This is a genomic window from Roseiarcus sp., assembly GCF_049514155.1.
GTDB lineage: Bacteria > Pseudomonadota > Alphaproteobacteria > Rhizobiales > Beijerinckiaceae > Roseiarcus.
Map to the genome: position 1 here is coordinate 1 of NZ_JBEKVH010000283.1, position 3,766 is coordinate 3,766.

Below are 3,766 nucleotides of genomic sequence, written 5' to 3' on the forward strand. Positions count from 1 at the left end.
CTCTACGGCTGCCGCGAGTCGCTGGTCGACGGCATCCGCCGCGGCACCGACGTGATGATGGCGGGCAAGGTGGCGATGGTCGCCGGCTTCGGCGACGTCGGCAAGGGTTCGGCCGCATCCTTACGCAACGCCGGCTGCCGGGTGATGGTGTCCGAGGTCGATCCGATCTGCGCGCTGCAGGCGGCGATGGAAGGCTACGAGGTCGTGACGATGGACGACGCCGCGCCGCGCGCCGACATCTTCGTCACCTGCACCGGCAACGTCGACGTCATCACCCTCGACCACATGCGCAAGATGAAGGACCGCGCGATCGTCTGCAACATCGGCCATTTCGACTCGGAGATCCAGGTCGGCGCGCTGCGCAACCTCAAGTGGAACAACGTCAAGCCGCAGGTCGACGAGATCGAGTTCCCCGGCGGCCGTCGCATCATCCTGCTGTCCGAAGGCCGGCTGGTGAACCTCGGCAACGCCACCGGCCACCCGTCGTTCGTCATGTCGGCCTCGTTCACCAACCAGACGCTGGCGCAGATCGAGCTGTTCACCAAGCCCGGCCAATACGCCAAGCAGGTCTACACGCTGCCCAAGCACCTCGACGAAAAGGTCGCCTCGCTCCATCTCGCCAAGGTCGGCGCCAAGCTGACCAGGCTGACGTCCGCGCAGGCCGCCTATCTCAGCGTCCCCCAGGACGGCCCGTTCAAGGCGGAAATGTACCGGTATTGAGGGCGAACGAAAGGCGTTTGTAGGCGCGGCCGGCGGCCGCGCCTTCTCGGTCGCCGAGCGGAACAGCAAACCGTCACCGCGAACCGAACGCCGCCCGGTTCCACAAACGCGTCATGGCCGGGCTTGACCCGGCCATCCACGTCGTCGCCCTGCAAAACGAAACGCCGCCCGTTTCTCAGCGTCTTCCTGAAGCGTTGCGCCAGCCTCATCGCGTGGACAAGCCCAGCCATGACGCGGTTGGGGTTTTGGCCAATGGCGTTCGGGCGCCGACCGCCGGCGCCTGCCTTCAGCTCGAACCGTCGAGGCCGCCGCAACTCGCCGTCGATCTCTTGGAAACGACCGTTTCCGATTGAGATGGGCCGTCAAGAGCGCACGAAGCGCGCCGCCTCCGGCGGTCGAGACCCTTGACCGCCCATCTCAATCGGAACTTTCGCGATCAAGAGATCGACGGCGAGTTGCGACGGCTCAGGGCGCTCGGCGCTGCCGCCACCGACCGAAGCAAACGACCGTCGTCGCGCGGCCACGACGGCGCCGAGTTCCGCCTCAGCACTTGTGGAAGAAGCGATACGTGTCCGGCGCCCCCATCCATTTGAAGTCCGGCGTTAGTCCGCCGCGCGCATTGATCCATTCGCGAATGCCGTCGCTGTAGCCCGCCCAAAGCATGGCGGTGGCTCGGGGGTGCTCGGCAAGATGGAAGCCGAACGAGGCTTGCGGCGTCACGCAGATGCGGTCGTAGGGGATATGGGCCAGCAAAACTGTGCAGGCCGATTGGCACGGGCCGACGATCCTGACGTCGACGCCGCGCGCCGCAGCGGCGGCCCAGCGCGCGTCGTATTGCCTGACGTGGCCGCCGTGATCGTCGTAGACGTCGATGGTCTCGGCGCGGGCCGGAATGCTTGCCGAGGTCGCCCAAGCGACGGCGGCGATAGTCGAGATTGCAATGCGGCGCATGTCTTCGCTCCCTGGATGGCGAGGAATACGTCGAGCCGGCCCGCCGCGACGGCGTCCAGCCTTCTTTTGCTTGCGCGGTCGAGGCGGGAACCTGTCCAAAGTCGCGGACCGCTACGGCAAGCCTAACCGAAAACCGCTCCAGATCGAAGCCCGGTGTCGGCGGCGTCAGGCCGATCGGGACGGCGCCGTTCCGCGCGCGTGGACGCGGCTGCACATTGACGGTAGCCGCTGCTGCGCTCAATTTCGCGTAGGGCCGATGAACGGCGCGACGCGGGTGGGGGACGATGGCCAAGCCGCCGCCAATGCAATTGCCAAGGCGGCCGAGCCTTGGCGCGGCCCGTCGCTGCGCGTTCCGAGCGTTGATCGGCGGGGCCGCGCTGCCGCTTGTCCTCGCCTTCAGCAGCGCCGCCGCTCACGCTCAATCGGACAAGGCGACGGTCATTCGCGGCGAGATCGTCGAGGTTCATGACCGGCTGCCGCCGGACGAACTGCTCGGCGTCACGCACAAGCACGAATTCACCTTCACCTTGTCGGGGAAAAACACGGTCAGCGAGAGTTGGGCCAACAGCTACCGCAAGCCGGACGGCAGCTTCCGGGTCATGACCACGGGCGCCAATTCGGCGGCCTTGGGTGACGAGCACAACGAGAAAGTCGTCTGGAAAGTGCTCGGCGATCGACAGCTGCGCCGCATCGGCGTCGGCATCCAGACCATTACGATGACGACGATATCCATCGACAAAGACAATCGCTGCAGGATCGAAGTCGCGTATCTCCTGCAAAGCGGCTTCAAGGACATCATCGCCACGCGGGAAGACAACGGGCAGATGGCCCATTTCAGCCTGCCCCATCTCGTGAGCGCCGCCTGCGCGGTCGAATAGGTTCGAAAAGAGAAGGCGTGGCGAGCCAATCCTCAGCCGTCGGGCTTTCAAGAAGCGGATCGCTGCAGCCAAAGGGCGCCTATCTTGTCTCCTTGTCTCGTCGGCCGTGAAGAATCGTGAGCGCCCTGGATTGATGGGGTTTTCCGACGGTTTCGAAGTATTCGATTTCGCCGGTTTGATCGGCGCGGCTGGCGATTATCTTGCAATTTGAAACGACGGTCGGGTCGTGATTCTCTCATCGCAAGAGGCGCGATTGGGAGATTCGCGATGCGGCCGATGGAGCTTCAGGACAGCGGACAGAAGGATCTCTTCCGCGCCCGCCTGGACCAGATCGTCGACATGACCCATCCGCTGGCGAAGCTCGCCCGGTCGGTGGATTGGGGATTTCTGGAGGCGCGGTTCGGCGCGGTCTATTCGGACACGCCCGGCCATCCGCCGCTGCCGACGCGCCTGATGGCGGGGCTGGCGATCCTCAAGCACATGCACGACCTCTCCGACGAGGCGCTGTGCGAGCGCTGGATTGAGAACCCGTATTTCCAGTTGTTCTGCGGCGAGGAGTTTTTCCAGCACACACCGCCCTTCGACCGCTCGTCGCTGACGCGCTGGCGCCAGCGCATGGGCGAGGAGAAGCTCGTCGCGCTGGTTCAGGAGAGCCTGAACGTCGCCACGCGAACCGGCGCGGCCAAGCCGGCGGACTTTTCCAAAGTGATCGTCGACACCACCGTGCAGCCGAAGGCGGTGGCGTTCCCGACCGACGCCAAGCTGATGCATCGGGCGCGCGAGCGGCTGGTTCGTAAGCGCTGTTTTCAGGCCGCGGCTTTGAGCGGCTGCGACGCGACGTAGGCCCAGGGGAGCAGGTCGTCGATGGCGCTGTTGAGGTGGCCGTTGACGATCTTTGCGAGGACGTCGGCGAGATAGACGTGGGGATCGACGCTGTTGAGTTTGCAGCATTCGATCAGCGAAGCGATCACCGCCCAATTATCGCCGCCGCCGTCGGAGCCGGCGAACAGAGCATTCTTGCGATTGAGGGCGATCGGGCGGATCGAACGTTCGACTGTGTTGGAATCGATCTCGATCCGGCCGTCGTCGAGGAAGCGGCTGAGGCCTTCCCAGCGCGAGAGGGCATAGCGGATCGCCTCGGCGAGCTTGCTCTTCTGGCTGAGGAGCGGGAGCTTGGCGCGCAGCCAGGGTTCGAGTTCGGCGACAACCGGACGCGA

The 3,766-nt window shown here is 65.1% G+C and carries 5 protein-coding genes and 1 pseudogene; 4 read left to right on the forward strand and 2 right to left on the reverse strand.

The window, feature by feature from the left end:
* Positions 1 to 720, forward strand: a 720-nt coding sequence (locus tag ABSF49_RS21475; RefSeq protein ID WP_424114665.1) for an adenosylhomocysteinase, incomplete at its 5' end; no start/stop codon positions are given.
* A 113-nt stretch (positions 721 to 833) separates the two neighbouring features.
* The gene (locus tag ABSF49_RS21480) at positions 834 to 1,073 is read left to right on the forward strand and encodes a hypothetical protein (protein ID WP_424114666.1); all 240 of its coding nucleotides are present in this window, start codon (positions 834 to 836) and stop codon (positions 1,071 to 1,073) included.
* A gap of 190 nt (positions 1,074 to 1,263) precedes the next feature.
* Here ABSF49_RS21480 and ABSF49_RS21485 read toward each other — a convergent pair whose 3' ends face one another.
* A complete protein-coding gene (locus ABSF49_RS21485; protein WP_424114667.1) occupies positions 1,264 to 1,671 on the reverse strand; it encodes a hypothetical protein in 408 nt (135 codons plus the stop codon).
* Positions 1,672 to 1,955: 284 nt separating this feature from the next.
* On the opposite strand from ABSF49_RS21485, the gene ABSF49_RS21490 reads away from it, so the two are divergent.
* Together ABSF49_RS21490 and ABSF49_RS21495 are read left to right on the forward strand one after the other, a co-directional pair.
* Positions 1,956 to 2,549: a hypothetical protein gene (locus ABSF49_RS21490; protein WP_424114668.1), complete on the forward strand. Its 594-nt coding sequence runs from the start codon at positions 1,956 to 1,958 to the stop codon at positions 2,547 to 2,549.
* 267 nt (positions 2,550 to 2,816) lie between these two features.
* Positions 2,817 to 3,344 (forward strand): annotated as a pseudogene (locus tag ABSF49_RS21495) (transposase); the annotation flags it as partial.
* Positions 3,345 to 3,355: 11 nt separating this feature from the next.
* Here ABSF49_RS21495 and ABSF49_RS21500 read toward each other — a convergent pair.
* The coding region (locus ABSF49_RS21500) for an IS66 family transposase (protein WP_424114669.1) at positions 3,356 to 3,766 on the reverse strand (411 nt) is incomplete at its 5' end.